14 protein-coding genes are annotated in these 15,080 nt (G+C 69.6%); 5 read left to right on the plus strand and 9 right to left on the minus strand.

Translation table 11 applies throughout. The features are described 5' to 3' along the window. Positions 1–87 precede the first annotated feature (87 nt). On the plus strand, positions 88–804 hold the full coding sequence (locus PHQ87_RS08225) for a hypothetical protein (protein ID WP_300232930.1): 717 nt from the start codon (positions 88–90) through the stop codon (positions 802–804). A 24-nt stretch (positions 805–828) separates the two neighbouring features. Here the strand turns inward: PHQ87_RS08225 and pgi are convergent, their stop codons facing one another. The 7 genes from pgi to mutL form a co-directional block, all read right to left on the minus strand. Beyond that, positions 829–2,427 (minus strand): glucose-6-phosphate isomerase, encoded by a 1,599-nt coding sequence (pgi, locus tag PHQ87_RS08230; protein WP_300232931.1) that lies wholly within the window; start codon positions 2,425–2,427, stop codon positions 829–831. 10 nt (positions 2,428–2,437) lie between these two features. After that, complete coding sequence (locus PHQ87_RS08235; protein ID WP_300232933.1) at positions 2,438–3,097, minus strand: ABC transporter ATP-binding protein; 660 nt, start codon at positions 3,095–3,097, stop codon at positions 2,438–2,440. A gap of 2 nt (positions 3,098–3,099) precedes the next feature. Continuing rightward, positions 3,100–4,074, minus strand: a complete 975-nt coding sequence (gene miaA / locus PHQ87_RS08240) for a tRNA (adenosine(37)-N6)-dimethylallyltransferase MiaA (protein ID WP_300232934.1) — start codon at positions 4,072–4,074, stop codon at positions 3,100–3,102. Between the two features lie 6 nt (positions 4,075–4,080). After that, positions 4,081–5,373 carry a multidrug effflux MFS transporter gene (locus tag PHQ87_RS08245; RefSeq protein ID WP_300232936.1) on the minus strand — a complete coding sequence of 431 codons (1,293 nt, stop codon included), beginning with the start codon at positions 5,371–5,373 and terminating at the stop codon, positions 4,081–4,083. A gap of 49 nt (positions 5,374–5,422) precedes the next feature. Then, the gene (locus tag PHQ87_RS08250; RefSeq protein ID WP_300232938.1) at positions 5,423–6,271 is read right to left on the minus strand and encodes an alpha/beta fold hydrolase; all 849 of its coding nucleotides are present in this window, start codon (positions 6,269–6,271) and stop codon (positions 5,423–5,425) included. Positions 6,272–6,357: 86 nt separating this feature from the next. Continuing rightward, positions 6,358–7,701 (minus strand): NADP-specific glutamate dehydrogenase, encoded by a 1,344-nt coding sequence (gene gdhA / locus PHQ87_RS08255; protein WP_300232939.1) that lies wholly within the window; start codon positions 7,699–7,701, stop codon positions 6,358–6,360. A gap of 100 nt (positions 7,702–7,801) precedes the next feature. Continuing rightward, positions 7,802–9,754 (minus strand): DNA mismatch repair endonuclease MutL, encoded by a 1,953-nt coding sequence (mutL, locus tag PHQ87_RS08260; RefSeq protein WP_300232940.1) that lies wholly within the window; start codon positions 9,752–9,754, stop codon positions 7,802–7,804. A 35-nt stretch (positions 9,755–9,789) separates the two neighbouring features. Here mutL and PHQ87_RS08265 point away from each other — a divergent pair, with 35 nt between their 5' ends. After that, on the plus strand, positions 9,790–10,473 hold the full coding sequence (locus PHQ87_RS08265; RefSeq protein ID WP_300232942.1) for a DedA family protein: 684 nt from the start codon (positions 9,790–9,792) through the stop codon (positions 10,471–10,473). Here PHQ87_RS08265 and PHQ87_RS08270 read toward each other — a convergent pair. Then, a complete protein-coding gene (locus PHQ87_RS08270) occupies positions 10,459–11,880 on the minus strand; it encodes an N-acetylmuramoyl-L-alanine amidase (protein WP_300232944.1) in 1,422 nt (473 codons plus the stop codon). The two genes, PHQ87_RS08265 and PHQ87_RS08270, sit on opposite strands and share 15 nt — an antisense overlap. Next, entirely contained in the window at positions 11,877–12,410 is a 534-nt protein-coding gene (gene tsaE, locus PHQ87_RS08275; RefSeq protein WP_300232946.1) for a tRNA (adenosine(37)-N6)-threonylcarbamoyltransferase complex ATPase subunit type 1 TsaE, read from the minus strand. The genes PHQ87_RS08270 and tsaE overlap by 4 nt, the downstream gene beginning before the upstream one ends. An 18-nt stretch (positions 12,411–12,428) precedes the next feature. On the opposite strand from tsaE, the gene queG reads away from it, so the two are divergent. From queG to PHQ87_RS08290, 3 genes are all read left to right on the plus strand, one after another. Continuing rightward, positions 12,429–13,541 (plus strand): tRNA epoxyqueuosine(34) reductase QueG, encoded by a 1,113-nt coding sequence (gene queG, locus PHQ87_RS08280; protein WP_300232947.1) that lies wholly within the window; start codon positions 12,429–12,431, stop codon positions 13,539–13,541. Positions 13,542–13,592: 51 nt separating this feature from the next. Continuing rightward, positions 13,593–14,399, plus strand: coding sequence for an ABC transporter permease (locus tag PHQ87_RS08285; RefSeq protein ID WP_300232948.1), 807 nt, complete (start codon positions 13,593–13,595; stop codon positions 14,397–14,399). Positions 14,400–14,418: 19 nt separating this feature from the next. Next, positions 14,419–15,080 (plus strand): MlaD family protein (locus PHQ87_RS08290; RefSeq protein WP_300232950.1); only part of this gene is annotated, 662 nt, incomplete at its 3' end.

Below are 15,080 nucleotides of genomic sequence, written 5' to 3' on the forward strand. Positions count from 1 at the left end.
AAATTATAGCCACGTTTTTTTGGGTGAATCAAGCCGGGCCCGATTTTTTTTGTAGCGGCCGTGGCTTGCCCGTTACCATACCTGGCCATGGACCGATGGAACGATGAGTGGCAGCGGCTTTACGCGGTGCGTGAGGACGGCGGCCTGGTGGACGAAGACGGGCGGGTGCGTGCCGGCGTGCTCGAGCTGGGGCGTCCGGCGGACTGGCGGCCGCTGTCGCAGCTCTGGCAGGGGGTGCAGGCGGATCTGGGCTGGCCGGCACCGGGCATCGCCGTCAATGGCAGCGATGGCTACCAGCTCTGGTTCTCGTTGCCGCGGGCGGTGCCGGCCCCGGAGGTGGAGGCACTGTTGCGCGAACTGGTGCGGCGCTACCTGCCGGATGCGGCGCCGGCCCGGTTGCGCTGGTGGCCCCGCGTGCAGGGCGGGCAGGTGGTGCATGCCGCGCATGTGCCACGTGTCATGCCGGGTGGCGAGCGTTGGTCGGCGTTCGTCGCGCCGGATCTGGCGGCGGTGTTCGGGGATGAGGCCGCGCTCGATCTGCCGCCCGGCAACGAGGCACAGGCCGAGCTGCTGGCCAGGCTGCAGAGCATCCAGCCCGACCATCTGGCCCGGGTGCAGCCGCCACCACAGTCGCCTGCCGTGCGGGCAGACCGGCCACGCGAGGGGGTGGAAGCTCCGGAGCCCGCCGACACGGTGGCGCAGCAGGAACCGCGGCAGTTCCTGCTGGCGGTGATGAACGATGCCTCGGTGGACATGGCGCTGCGCATCGAGGCGGCCAAGGCCCTGCTGGACGCGCGCGCCTGAGTCGGCGCCTGGTTCAGGCGGTCCTCACCGCTCCATGGCCCTGGCCATGGTTTTGCCCAGCTCCACACCCCACTGGTCGTAGGCGTTGATGCCCCAGATCGCGGCCTGGGTGAAGACCTTGTGCTCGTACAGGGCGATCAGCGCGCCCAGGCGGTGCGGATCGAGCCGGTCGAGCCAGAGGATGCTGCTGGGCACGTTGCCCTCGAAGCTGCGCTGGCTCACCAGCGCGCGGGCCTGTGCGTCGCTCAGACCTTCGGCGAGCAGTGCCTGCAGCGTGGTGGCCGCATCGCGGCCCTCGGCCAGGGCCTGCGCCTGCGCGCGCAGGTTGAGGTTGACCACGCGGTGGTGCTCGGCGGCCAGGGGCAGGGGGGTGTCCTCGGTTTCGACGCCGATGAACTCCACCGGTACGCGGTGGGTGCCCTGGTGCAGCAACTGGAAGTAGGCGTGCTGGCCGTCGATGCCCAGGCCGCCCCAGAGGATGGGGCCGGTGTCGGTGTCGCAGGGCTGGCCGTCGAAGCGCGTGCGCTTGCCGTTGGACTCCATGTCCATCTGCTGCACGAAGGGTGTGAAGCGCGCCAGCCGGCTCGGGTAGCACGAGAGCAGTTGTGTCGGGCAGCGCAGGAAGTTGCGGTTCCAGATGCCGCTGAGCGCCAGCATGACAGGCAGGTTGCGTGCCAGCGGTGCCGTGCGGAAGTGCGCATCCATGGCCTGGCCACCGGCGAGGAAATCGCGAAAGGCCGCCGCACCGATGGCCAGGGCCAGCGGCAGGCCCAGCGCCGACCAGACGGAATAGCGGCCGCCCACCCAGTCCCAGAAGGTGAAGGTGTGTTCGGCCGGGTAACCGGCGGCGCCGGACAGGTCAGGTGCGGCGGTGATGGCCACCAGGTGCGCGCTTTGCGCAGTGCCGCTGACGCCGCCGTCGTCGAGCCAGCGCCGTGCCGTGGCGGCGTTGGTCATGGTTTCCTGGGTGGTGAAGGTCTTGCTGGCAACGATGAGCAGGGTGGAGGCCGGATCGAGCCCGCGCAGCGTGGCGTACACGCCCCAGGCGTCGGGGTTGCTGACGTAGTGCACGCGCGGGCCCTGGCCGGCACGGCCGCCCGTGCACCACGGCGCCAGCGCCTCGGTGGCCATGCGCGGGCCGAGATCGGAGCCGCCGATGCCGATGCTGACCACGTCGGTGAAGGCCTGGCCGGTGCTGCTGGTCACGTCGCCGGCACGCACGCGCTCGGCGAAATCGCAGACGCGCCGCAGTTCATGCTGCACCATGTCCTGGATCTCGCTGCCCCAGGGGGCGGCATTGCCGGTGGCGCCTGGCTGGCCACGCAAGGCCACGTGCAGCACGGCGCGCCGTTCGCTGGTGTTGATGAGGTCGCCGCGGAACATGGCCTCGCGCCGGGCCTCGACGCCGGCCTCGCGGGCCAGGTCGGCCAGGACGGCCAGGGTCTCGGCGTCGAAGGCCTGGCGCGTGGGGTCGAGGCGAATGCCGGTGCCCTCGGCCGCGGCCTGAAGGCCCTCGCGGCCGGGCTGGCGCAGGCGTTCGCGCAGGTGGGGTTGCGGTGCGGCGGCCAGACGGGCCAGCCGCTGCCAGGCGGGAAGGGTCGTGGGATTGACGCTGCTGAACATGATCTGCCGTTTATACCTGCGGCGGTGGGTGCAGGCCGTCGCTGCGCAGGTGCAGTACCCGGTCGGCGCGCGCCGCTGCCGCCTGCGAATGGGTCACCAGCACCAGGGAGGTGCCACCGTCGCGCACCTGCCGCACCATCAGGTCCATGATCTGCGCGGCCGTCGAGGGGTCGAGGTTGCCCGTGGGTTCGTCGGCCAGCAACAGACGCGGCTGGTGCACCAGGGCGCGGGCGATGGCCACGCGCTGCAACTGGCCGCCCGAGAGCTGCGCGGGCAGGCGCGCGCCCAGACCGGCCAGGCCCACGGCGGCCAGCATGTGGGCCACCCGCGTCGGGTCTGCGCGGCCCAGCAACATCAATGGCAGGGCCACGTTCTGTTGCACGTCCAGGTGCGGCAGCACATGAAAGGCCTGGAAGATGAAGCCGAGCGCGCCACGGCGCCAGTGGGCCCGGCCGGCCTCGTCCAGCGCGCCGATGTCCACGCCGTCATGGACGACCTGTCCGTCCTGCCAGTCGTCCAGCCCCGCCATGCAGTTGAGCAGACTGGATTTGCCCACACCGGATTCGCCCACGATGGCGACGAACTCGCCGTCGTCCACCAGCAGATCGACGCCGGTGAACACGGGGGTGTCGCCATAGCGTTTGCCCAGTTGCCGGATGTGCAGGCCCACGCTCAGCGCTCCATCAAGCGCCCGACCTGCTCGAGCACGCGTGCCAGCGCGTCGGGGGCGTCGCAGGGCAGCGCCACCCGCTGCGGCATCGAGCGCAGCCAGGTGATCTGGCGCTTGGCCAACTGGCGGGTGGCGAACACGCCACGGTCGCGCATCTGCTGTGCCTGCCGGGGGGAAAGCGGGGCATGGCCGGCCTCATCCAGGGCTTCCCATATCTGCCGGTAGCCCACGCAGCGCATCGACGGCAGGTCGGCATGCAGGTCACCGCGTGCACGCAGGCGCCGGACTTCGTCGATGAAGCCCTCGGCCAGCATGGCATCGAAGCGTTGCGCGATCCGTTCGTGCAGCCAGGCACGATCGGTGGGCTCCAGGCTGATCAGGGCGCCGGCACCGATCGGGTTGTCGTGCGGGCGTTGTGTGCGGTGAAAGGCCGAGATCGGCTGTCCGGTCACCGCATGCACTTCCAGCGCACGCTGGATGCGTTGCGCATCGGCAGGGGCCAGGCGCGCCGCCGTGACCGGGTCGATGCGCGCCAGCTCGGCGTGCAGGGCCGGCCAGCCCTCGCTGCGGGCGCGTGCCTCCAGGGCCACGCGCACCTGGGCGTCGGCACGTGGCATGTCGTCCAGTCCGTCCATCAGGGCCTTGAAGTACAGCATGGTGCCGCCGACCAGCAAGGGCGCGCGCCCGCGCGCGCGGATCTCGCCGATCAGCCGCCGGGTGTCGGCCACGAATTCGGCGGCGCTGTAGGCCTGAGCCGGGTCGCGGATGTCGATCAGGTGGTGCGGTGCGCGCGCGCGCTCGGCGAGGCTGGGCTTGGCGGTGCCGATGTCCATGCCGCGGTAGACCAGGGCCGAGTCGACGCTGATGATTTCCACCGGCCAGCGCTCGGCGATGGCGAGCGAGGCCGCGCTCTTGCCGCTGGCCGTGGGGCCGGCCAGGGCGATGCAGGGCAGGGGTGTGGCCAGGCCCGTGGTCATGGGTCCTCAGGGTGCCGGATGCGCCGGGCCAGCCGCCGCAACGCGCTCAGGAGCGGCGTGTGCCTCGCCGTGGCGCTGCACCAGGGTCCAGGCGGTGAGGCAGATGCACACACTCCAGAACCACATGCCGTTGGTCAGAGGCAGCACCGATCCCTGACCCTCGCCGACGGCGGCCAGGCTGTGACCGAGCCATCCGCCCATGCCAAAGGCCGCGATCATCATCAGGAAGCCGCTCATGGCCGAGGCTGCACCGGCGGCCTGCGGGAAGGGGCTGACACAGCCGCTCTGGCTGCAGGGCTGATGCACGCCGTGCGCCAGCATGAACAGGTAGTGGGGCAGCACAATGGCCGCCATGTGCTGGACGCCGGCCAGCGCCAGCACGCCCATCAGCGTGCCCGCCAGCAGGGTGCAGCCGCCCGCCAGCCGCACCGTGCGACGCACGCCCAGACGCGGCAGCAGCCAGCGGCAGACCAGGGTGCCCACGATGAACGCCAGCGCCACCGAGAACATGAGCAGGCCATAGAGCGGCCTGGACAGATCGAACACCTGGATGAAGACGAAGGATGAGGCCGCCAGGAAGGTGAACAGCCCGCTGTAGGACGTGCCCGCCAGCAGGGTGAAGGCCCAGAACGTCGGGTGGCGCAGGATATGCCCCCAGGTGCCCAGCAGGGTGGCCGGGGCCAGTGCATCCGGGTTGCGGTGCGTCAGCGTCTCTTCAAGGCGCCAGAACAGCACGGCCAGGGTGGCGGCCCCGAACACGGCCAGTGCCGCCAGGGCGGTGCGCCAGCCCCCGACTTCGGTCAGCAGACCGCCCAGGGGGCTGGAGAGGCAGGCGAGCACGCCCAGGCCGGTGAGGCTCTTGGACATGATGCGGGCGCCTTCGGCCGGCGCATACAGGTCGCGCACGATGGCGCGTGCTCCCATCACGCCCGCCCCCATGGCGATGCCTTGCAGGGTACGCCAGCCGATGATCTGCTCGAACGTGCCCGAAAAAACACAGCCGACCGATGCCAGGACGTACATCACCAGGCCTGACAGGAGCACCGGCCGGCGGCCGAAACGGTCGGACATCGGGCCCCAGACGAGCTGGGACAGGCCGAAGGCCAGCAGCATGGCCGTCAGCGTCAGTTGGGCCTGCGGCATGCTGGCGCCAAAGGCGGCCGTCATCGACGGCAGGGCGGGCAGGTACAGGTCGGTGGCGATCGGCTGCAGGCCCAGCAGCAGGGACAGCACCAGCACCACGGTACCGGCCCGCATGGGCGGGTGGGGCGGGCTGGCCTCGGTGGCAGGAGAAGACATGCGGGCAAGCGTAACAGATGGCGTGGCCAGCCGCTGCGCGTGCACGCGTTCAGGGTGGGCTCAGCCCGAACAGTTGTGTCAGCGCGGTGCGGTACTGGTCCTGGCCCACCGAGTGGGTGTTGTGGTGGGTGCCGTGCTCGACCAGCACGAAGGCCTTGCGCCCCTGGGCGGCGTCGAAGAGCCGGCGCCCCAGGGCATGGGGGATCAAATTGTCCTGGCTGCCGTGCACCACCAGCAAAGGTGAGCCGATGCGGCCGACCCGCTGGACGGCCTCGAAGCGCTGGCTGATCAGCGGATCCAGTGGCAGCCAGCCCCACTTGAAACTGCGCACCACGTCGGGTATCGAGGTGAAAGCGCCTTCCACCAGGGTGCCGGCCTCGTCGGTGGCGTGTGTGGCCAGGTCGATGGCGATGGCGCTGCCCAGCGAGTGGCCGAAAATGTAGCGCGGCCGATCCGGATAGCGCTCGGCCAGCCAGGCCCAGGCGGCACGCGCGTCCTCGTAGGCCATGGCCTCGGAGGGCAGGATGGGGGTGCTCTTGCCGAAACCACGGTAGTCGATGGCCAGCACCGAGAAGCCTAGTGCCTGCATGCGCCGCATGCGAAAGGCCGAGCCCACCACGTTGAAGCGTGCGCCGTGCAGGTACAGCAGCACCGGCGCGTCCGGGCGCCGGTGAAAGTCGTCATGCGGCGACCACAGTCCGTGCAGGCGCGTGGATTGACCGGTCTCTGCCGAAACAAAGTCGATCCAGATCTCCTCCATGCCAGCCGCCGCTTCCTCGCCGCGCCACCAGCTGCGGTCCGAGGGCTGGAAGATCCAGGTGCGCTGGCGCTCGTCCAGCGTAGCGCAGCCGGCCAGCACGGCGATGGTGGCGAGCAGCAGGGCGATGAGGCGTTTCATGCCCTAGAAGGACGGGATTCGCGTCCGGAAGTTCAAAAGAAAAGGCCCGCCGGGGGCGGGCCTTGGGTCGGTACCGGGTGTGGGGCTCAGACCACGCCCTGGGCGAGCATGGCGTCCGCGACCTTCACGAAGCCGGCGATATTGGCGCCGTCGATGTAGCTGACGCTGCCGTCGGCCTGGCGGCCATGTTCCAGGCAGGCGGCGTGGATGCCTTGCATGATCTGCAGCAGGCGGGTATCGACTTCGTCGCGCGGCCAGGAGATGCGCTCGGCGTTCTGGCTCATCTCCAGGCCCGACGTGGCCACGCCACCGGCGTTGGAGGCCTTGCCCGGTGCGTACAGCACACCCGCCTTCTCGAAGGCACCGGCGGCCTCGATGGTCGAGGGCATGTTGGCACCTTCGGCCACGCACTTGACGCCGTTGGCGATCAGCGTGGCGGCGTCCTGGGCATCCAGTTCGTTCTGCGTCGCGCAGGGCAGGGCCACGTCCACGGGCACGTGCCAGGGGCGTTTGCCGGCTTCGAACTTCGCACCGACGCGCTCGGCGTATTCGCTCACGCGGCCGTACTTTTCGTTCTTGATCTCCATCAGGAGGGCCAGCTTCTCGGGCGAGAAGCCGGCATCGTCGATGACGGTGCCCGACGAGTCGGAAACGGTGACGACCGTGGCGCCGAGCTGCATGGCCTTCTCGACCGCGTACTGCGCCACATTGCCCGAACCCGAGACGCTCACGCGCAGGCCCTGGAAATCCAGCTTGCGGGTCTTGAGCATCTCCTGCGCGAAGTACACAGTGCCATAGCCAGTGGCTTCGGGGCGGATCAGCGAGCCGCCGAAGCTCAGGCCCTTGCCGGTGAACACGCAGTCGGCGCGGTTCGTCAGCTTCTTGACCATGCCGGCCATGAAGCCGACTTCGCGGCCGCCCACGCCGATGTCACCGGCCGGCACGTCGGTGTCGCTGCCGACGTGGCGGAACAGCTCGGTCACGAAGGCCTGGCAGAAACGCATGATCTCGGCGTTGCTCTTGCCCTTGGGGTCGAAGTCCGAGCCGCCCTTGCCGCCACCCATGGGCAGCGTGGTCAGTGCATTCTTGAATGTCTGCTCGAAGGCCAGGAACTTGAGCACCGACAGGTTGACCGAGGGGTGGAAGCGGATGCCACCCTTGTACGGGCCGATGGCCATGCTGTGCTGGATGCGGTAGCCGCGGTTGACCTGCACCCGGCCCAGGTCATCGGTCCAGACCACACGGAAGCTGATCACGCGCTCCGGCTCGACCAGACGGTCCAGCAGGCCATATTCGGCGTACTTCGGGTTGGCCGCGATAAAGGGCCACAGGCTTTCCATCACCTCGGTGACGGCCTGGAGGAATTCGGGTTGGCCGGGGTTTCGGTCGGCGACGTGCGCCAAAAAGTCGTGTACCGATGCGTACTTCATGGGTCATGCTCCAAAAACGTGCATGACATTATGCAAAAGGTGCATTTCATAGAATGAAATGCGTTACTCTGGTGCGCGATGCGCGCCGATGGTGCGCTCTTCAGCGCCCTCGCAAAAAGAGCGCGTCGAGATCGCGGATCGACAACTGCCGCCAGGTGGGGCGGCCGTGGTTGCACTGATCGGAACGCTCGGTCACCTCCATCTGGCGCAGCAGCGCGTTCATCTCGTCCAGGGTCAGGCGCCGGTTGGCGCGCACGGCGCCGTGGCAGGCCATGGTGGCCAGCAACTCGTTGCGGGCACGTAGCACCACGGTGCTGGCCTCGTGCTGGGCCAGCTCGGCCAGCACGCTGCGCGCCAGCGCCACCGGGTCGCCTTGCGCCAGCGTGGCGGGCACGGCGCGCACAGCCAGGGTCTTGGGCGAGAAGGGGCTGATCTCCAGGCCCAGTTCGGCCAGCGCGGCGGTGCAGGCCTCGGCGGTGGCCACCTCCTCAGGGGTGGCCGCGAAGGTGGCCGGAATCAGCAAAGGCTGGCTGCGGACCGCGTGGGCATCCAGCTGTTGTTTCAGGCGTTCATAGACGATGCGCTCGTGGGCGGCGTGCATGTCGACCACCACCAGGCCGTGGGCGTTTTCGGCCAGGATGTAGATGCCGTGCAGCTGCGCGACAGCGCGGCCCAGCGGCCAGCCCTCGGCACCGTCCCCTGCCATGGCCGGATCCCCGGGGGTGGGCGCTGCCGCGGCGGCAGGGGGGAGGGCGGCGGCCGGTGAGGGCGGTGGCGCTTCCATCGCCGGTGCAGGTCCCCACAGCGCACCCAGGTCGCTCACGCGCTGGCCTGTCACGGGCGGTTGCTGGGCCCAGGCCAGCGCTTGTTGGCGCATCGGTGGTGGCGTCCAGGCGGGTGGGGCATCATCGACTGCCGGGCGGCGCGGGACCGCCGCCGGCATCTGCCCGGCCTGTGGCGCGCGGGGTGCGGCCAGCGCACCCTCCACCGCATGGTGCACGGCCTGGTGGACCTCGCGGCTGTCGCGGAAACGCACCTCGATCTTGGTCGGGTGCACATTCACGTCCACCCGCGTCGGGTCGATGTCGACGTACAGCGCGTACACCGGCTGGCTGTGTCCGTGCAGGACGTCCTCGTAGGCACTGCGTGCCGCGTGGGTGATGACCTTGTCGCGCACGAAGCGGCCGTTGACGTAGGCGAACTGCCGGTCGGGCCGCGCGCGCGCGGCGTCGGGTACGCCGGCGAAGCCCCACACGCGCAGGCGCCGGGGGGCGTCGCCGGCCGCTGGGGCGGCCGTGCCCGGCGCGGCGTCGGCCGGCCAGCTCACGGCCACGGCCTGCGCAATGAAGTCCTCGCCCAGCACGTCGGCCAGGCGCCGGCGCAGGGCGTCCAGGTGGGCCTCGCCGCTCGCGAGGTCGGGCGTGACGGCGCGCCACTGCGCCACCAGCTTGCCGTCGTGCCAAATGGCGAAGCCCACCTCCGGCCGGGCCAGCGCGTGGCGCCGCACGGCCTCGATGCAATGGGCCAGTTCGGTGCCCTCGGACTTGAGGAACTTGCGCCGCGCCGGTGTGGAAAAGAACAGCTCGCGCACCTCGACCGTGGTGCCCCGGGCACGGGCGGTGGGCTGGAGTTCACCGCTGCGGCCGTCGAGCAGCCAGCCATGGCCCTCGGGGGCGTCGGCCGTGCGCGTGAGCACCGAGACCTCGGCAATCGAGCAGATCGCTGCCAGCGCTTCACCGCGAAAGCCCATGGTGTCCACCGACTCCAGCTCGTGCAGGTTGGCGATCTTGCTGGTGGCGTGGCGCTTGAGGGCGGTGGGCAGCTCGTCGCGCAGGATGCCGGAGCCGTCATCCTCGACGCTGATCAGGCGGATGCCGCCGGCCTGCAGCCGCACGGTGATCTGCCGCGCGCCGGCATCGAGCGCGTTGTCCACGAGTTCGCGCACCACCGAAGCCGGCCGCTCCACCACCTCGCCGGCAGCGATCTGGCTGATCAGCTCGTCGGGCAATTCACGGATCGGGCGGCGGGCGGGCAGGATGTCTGGAGCATTCACAAAGTCATTTTAGGGCGCGGGGATAATGGCGCCCCATGGAACTCGTCACCTTCCTCATCGACTTCATCCTGCACGTCGACCAGCATCTGCAGTCCTTCGTGGAGAATTACGGCACGTGGGTCTACGCGCTGCTGTTCCTCATCATCTTCGTCGAAACGGGGCTGGTGGTGATGCCCTTCCTGCCGGGCGATTCGCTGCTGTTCATCGTCGGGGCGCTGTGCGGCGCCGGGCTGATCGACTACCCGCTGGCTGCCGGCCTGATGCTGTTCGCCGCCATCGCGGGCGACCAGGTCAACTACAGCATCGGGCGCTACTTCGGGCCCAAGGTGTTCCAGTGGGAGAACTCGCGCTTCTTCAACAAGAACGCCTTCAACCAGGCGCACAACTTCTACGAGCGCTATGGCGGCGTGACCATCATCATTGCGCGCTTCATGCCCTTCATCCGCACCTTCGCGCCCTTTGTGGCCGGTGTGGCCGAGATGACACGCAGCAAGTTCACGGCGTTCAACGTCGTGGGCGGAACCATCTGGGTGATCGGTCTGACGGCGGCCGGCTACTGGTTCGGCAACCTGCCCTGGGTGCAGGCCAACCTGTCCAAGATCATCTGGGCCCTGATCTTTGTGCCGGGCATCATCGCCATCGTCGGCGGCTGGCGTGCGGCGCGCGCCGAGCAGGCCCGTGCGCGGGCGGTGGGCGCCGGGCCATCAGACCTGCCTTGAGCGCGCCAGCGGCGGGTTCTGGCCGAAGTAGCGCACGATGCCCTGGTACAGGGCATCGGCCAGGGCGTTCTGGTAGGTGGCGCTGCGCAGCCGCTTTTCTTCTTCGGGGTTGCTGATGAAGGCCGTTTCGACCAGCACGCTCGGGATGTCCGGTGCCTTGAGCACGGCGAAGCCGGCCTGCTCGACCCGGGCCTTGTGCAGCTTGCCCACACGCCCGACCTCGCCCAGCATGGCCGAGCCCAGCTTCAGGCTGTCCTTGATCTGCGCGGTGGTGCTCATGTCCAGCAGCGCGCGTTGCACTGCCCAGTCCTTGCTGCGCACGTTGATGCCGCCCACCAGATCGGCGGCGTTCTCCTTGTCGGCGATCCAGCGGGCGGCGGCGCTGGTGGCGCCCTTGGTGCTCAGCGCGTAGACGCTGGCACCTTGCGGTTGTGGGGTCATGAAGGCATCGGCGTGCAGGCTGACGAACAGGTCGGCCCGTACGCGCTGGGCCTTTTGCACGCGCACGTTCAGGGGCACGAAGAAGTCGGCGTCGCGCGTCAGGTAGGCCCGCATCGGGTTGCCATTGACCCGCCCGGCGTTGATGCGGTCACGCAGTCTGTGGGCGATCTGCAGCACCACGTCTTTTTCGCGTGTGCCGCCGGGCCCGATCGCTCCCGGGTCTTCGCCGCCGTGGCCGGGGTCCAGGGCAACGATGATCAGGCGCTCGGTCGGTGCTTTCGACGGACCGGGCGCCGCGGCCTTGCCCGGCGGGTCCTGCCGCGTGGCGGACGCGGCGCCGCCGCGGTCGCGCTCGGCCTCGCGCTGGGCGATCAACTGCCCGATCGGATCGTCGGACGGCAGTGCGGCCCGGGCACCCGTCTGTGGCTGCGCCGCCCCGAGCTCGATGCCCAGCAGCCGGGCCGCACGGGCGCTGGCTTCGTCGAGCTCGGCCATGCGCTCGCGCACAAGCTGGTCCAGCGGGTCCGGTGCCTCGCGCGGATACAGGTCGATCACCAGCCGGTGCTGGTAGGCCGCCACCGGGGTCAGCTGGAAAATCTGCGGTTCCACCGGCTGCTTGAGGTCCAGCGTGAGCGTGACATCGCCGGCCTTGGCGGGGTCCACCCGGATGGCCGCCACGTTCGGGTCGTCGGCGCGCAGCTTGCTGACCAGTTGGTGCACGCCGTCGTACAGGTCCACGCCGGTGATGTCCAGCGCGAGCTGTTGCGGCGACGCCATGCGGGTGCGGCCCACGGTCAGCAGACCATCCGATTCGATCGTCAGCCGGGTGTAGTCTTCGGCCGGCCACAGCCGCACCGCCACCACGCTGGCACCCCAGGCCAGGTGCGCCGGACCGAGCAGCAGCACCAGGGCCCCCGCGCCCAGCAGCGGGCGGCGGCGCACGGGCGTGAGTCCGGATGTCCTCATGCGCGAGCGGCCTCCAGCAAGGCGCGCCCGACGCCGCTGTGCGCATGCATGCGCACCAGGCGGGGAGGATCGTCGGCGTGGGACGTGTCCATGTCGTCTGCGTCGATGTGGATGTCGGCGTCGATGCCGACCAGCAGGCCGGCGGCTTTTTCGGGCCACTCCACCAGCTTGAGCCCGCGGCTGGCAAAGAGTTCACGAAAACCCGCGTCTTCCCATTCGCGCGGATCGTCGAAGCGGTAGAAATCGAAGTGCCAGATCGGCAGCACCTCGCCTGCCGGCATGAGCGGGCAGTCGCTGGCACTGTGCGGCTCGACGATGGCGTAGGTCGGGCTCTTGATGCGGCCGCGCACGCCCAGGGCGCGCAGCAGGTGGCGCACGAAGGTGGTCTTGCCGGCGCCCAGGTCGCCGTGCAGCGCGAGCGTGGCATCGGCGATGGCCGGGCACGCCGCCAGACGGCGCGCGAAGGCCTCGGTGTCCGCCTCGGTGGGCCACCGGGCCGTCCAGGTATCGCTGGTCTGCGGCGCAGGCATTCCTACAATGTGTGTCACATGCAATCCGGATTCGATGGAGCGCGGCTGGTCCGGCAACTGCAGGACTGGGGCCGTGAGCTCGCATTCTCCCAAATCGGCGTCGCCGGTGTCGACCTCGGCAGCGCCGAGACGGGTCTGCGCGCCTGGCTGGCGGCCGGATTTCACGGATCGATGGGCTACATGGCCACGCACGGGCTCAAGCGCGCCCGGCCGGCCGAACTGGTACCCGGCACCGTGAGCGTGATCACCGCCCGCATGGACTACCTGCCCCGCACCGCGCCGGACGACTGGGTGGCCGACGAATGGCAACGCCAGCAGCGGCCGGGCGAGGGCATCATTTCGGTCTATGCGCGTGGCCGCGACTACCACAAGGTGTTGCGCAACCGTCTGCAGAAGCTGGCCGAGCGCCTGGCGGCCGACGTGGGACCGCTGGGCCACCGCGTGTTCACCGATTCGGCACCTGTGCTGGAGGCCGAACTGGCCAGCCGCAGTGGCCAGGGCTGGCGCGGCAAGCACACGCTGATCCTGAACCGCGAGGGCGGCTCGATGTTCTTCCTCGGGGAAATCTACATCGACATGGCCCTGCCGCCGACGCCTCCCGTCGGTCACCACTGCGGCGCCTGCACGGCCTGCATGGTGGCGTGCCCGACGCGGGCCATCGTGGCGCCGTACCGGCTCGATGCGCGCCGCTGCATCTCCTACCTCACCATCGAGCACGACGGGCCGATCCCGTCCGAGCTGCGGCCGCTGATGGGCAACCGCATCTATGGCTGCGACGATTGCCAGCTGGCCTGCCCGTGGAACAAGTTCGCCCGCCGCGCGACCCTGCCCGACTTCGACCCCCGGGACGGGATCGCGGGCGCCACGCTGGTCGAGCTGTTCGGCTGGGAGGAGGCCGAATTCCTGCGCCGTACCGAAGGCAGCCCGATCCGCCGCATCGGTCACGAGCGCTGGCTGCGCAACATCGCGGTGGCGCTGGGCAACGCCTTGCGCACCGACGCGCCGGCCGCCGAGCGGCTGGCCTGGCAGGCGGCCCTGCAGGCACGCGCCGGGCATCCGAGCGAGGTGGTGCGCGAGCATGTGGCGTGGGCCCTGGCGCAGCAGCCCGCCGCACCGATTGTTACCGTCTGACAAGCGTCGCCCTGGTGTGCCCGGGATGACCCACGTCGCTATCATTGCCCCATGAACCCGGTTGCCTCCCTGCAAGACGCCCTGGTCCGCTGGGGACGGTCATCCCTGGCCTCGGTGCTGGCCTGGTGGCAGGTGCTGCACCTGGGGGCCGAGATCATCGTGCTCGCGCTGATGCCCTCCAGCTACCGCCATGCGGCGGTCCGCCGTGACGTGCTCGAACACATCTACCGGGCGACGGCACCGCTCATGACCTGGTTCCTCGTGCTGTCGGCGCTGGCCAGCCTGGTGCTGATCCGCATCGTGGTGGCCACCGCCATGAGCTACGGCCTGTCGCAGTACGCGCTGGAGGTGCTGGTGCGCACCCTGGTGCTCGAACTCATCCCGCTGTACGCGGCACTGTTCGTCGCCGTGCGCTTCAGCATGCCGGCGGCCCAGCAGGTGCGCCGGCAACTGGCCGAGTGGCGCAGCGCCGATGGCGTGCCCGGCCACCAGGAACTGCTGCGCGGCGTGCTGCTGCCGCGCGCGCTGGGCAGCGTGTTTTCGGTGCTGCTGCTGGCCGCGCTCAGCTGCCTGATCGCGCTGGTGCTCACCTACTTCAATGTGTACGGTTTTTCGCCCTGGGGGCTGCCAGGCTACACCCGCAGCGTGGGTGCCGTGTTCAGCCCGGCGGTGTCGCTGATCTTCGTGCTCAAGACCCTGTTCTTCAGCCTGGCGGTGGCATTCGTGCCCATGGCCTCCAGCGCCCAGCCCGATGCGGATGGTGCCTATGCCCGCCGCAGCGACATGAGCGAGTTCGCCCGCCTGCTGTCGGTGATCCTGCTGCTGGAAGTGGTCTCGCTCATGGGCAACTATTACTGATGGAACGAATCCGACCACGATGAGCCCGACGACGCCCCCCCTCGACACGCCGCCGGAGCCGGTGCGCAACCTCGAATTCAAGGCCGCCCTGCTGCTGATGTTGCTGGTGCTGCTGGTGGCCGGTTCGGCGCTGTACGTGATGTACGCGCGCGGTGTGTTCGAAAACACGCAGCGTCTGGTGCTGGTCTCCGACGACTCCGAGGGCGTGGTGGTCGGCATGGACATGACCTTCGCCGGCTTTTCCATCGGGCGCGTTTCGCGCATCGAGCTGGCCGAGGACGGCAACGTGCGCATCCTCGTCGATGTGCCGGTCAAGGACGCGAAATGGCTGCGCAGTTCCAGCGTGTTCACCATGGAAAAGGCCCTGGTGGGTGGCACCAAGATCCGAGCCTACAGTGGCATGCTGTCCGATCCGCCACTGGAAGACGGCGCCGAGCGCGAGGTGCTGCGGGGCGACGCGGCGGCCGAAATCCCGAAGCTGATGTCGGCGGTGCGCGACCTGCTGGACAACCTCACCGCGATGACGCGCGAGGACGCCCCCCTGTCGCAGACCTTGGCCAACGTGCAGGACGTGACCGGCAGGCTCAAGGGGCCGCAGGGTGGCCTGGGCGTGCTCATGGGCAACGAGGCCGATGCGCGCCAGGTGATGGTGACGCTGGAGCGCGCCAACGCGCTGCTGGC

The organism is Hydrogenophaga sp., assembly GCF_028698005.1.
In the GTDB taxonomy this organism is placed as follows: Bacteria; Pseudomonadota; Gammaproteobacteria; order Burkholderiales; family Burkholderiaceae_C; genus Hydrogenophaga.